Here is a 443-nt window from a genome sequence, read left to right as displayed (position 1 = left end):
CGGCGGTCATCGCGGCGGACCGGCCGGTCCGGCTCGCTCATGAGGAAGTCGTTGGAGTTGCGGGACTGGGTGGCCAGCGCGGCCGCGATGTCGGCCATCGACACGGAGTGCTCGGAGGCGTACTCCTCGACCAGGCGACGGAACAGGGCGATGTGCGTGTCGTCCAGGCTCTCGGTGATCGACTGCGCGAACTTGGCCATCCGCATCTCGTTGACGTCGTCCACACTCGGGAGTTGGATCTCCGTCAGCGGCTGACGCGTGGCCCGCTCGATCTGCGAGAGCAGCCGCCGCTCGCGGGGGGTCACGAAGAGCAACGCGTGCCCGCTCCGACCCGCGCGACCCGTTCGGCCGATCCGGTGCACGTACGACTCCGTGTCGTGGGGGATGTCGTAGTTGACGACGTGGCTGATCCGCGGCACGTCGAGGCCGCGCGCGGCCACGTC

At 69.5% G+C, this 443-nt stretch carries 1 protein-coding gene; it reads right to left on the bottom strand.

Features of this window, described 5'->3' with window-relative positions; genetic code table 11:
* Positions 1-443: helicase-related protein (locus B4M60_RS04060; RefSeq protein ID WP_291080529.1), on the bottom strand; the 443-nt coding region annotated here is incomplete at both ends.

This window comes from Dietzia sp. UBA5065 (assembly GCA_002415925.1).
Taxonomy (GTDB): Bacteria; Actinomycetota; Actinomycetes; order Mycobacteriales; family Mycobacteriaceae; genus Dietzia.
Note: the sequence above shows the minus strand (reverse complement) of the source record. Positions and strands in the feature narration are given on the sequence as shown.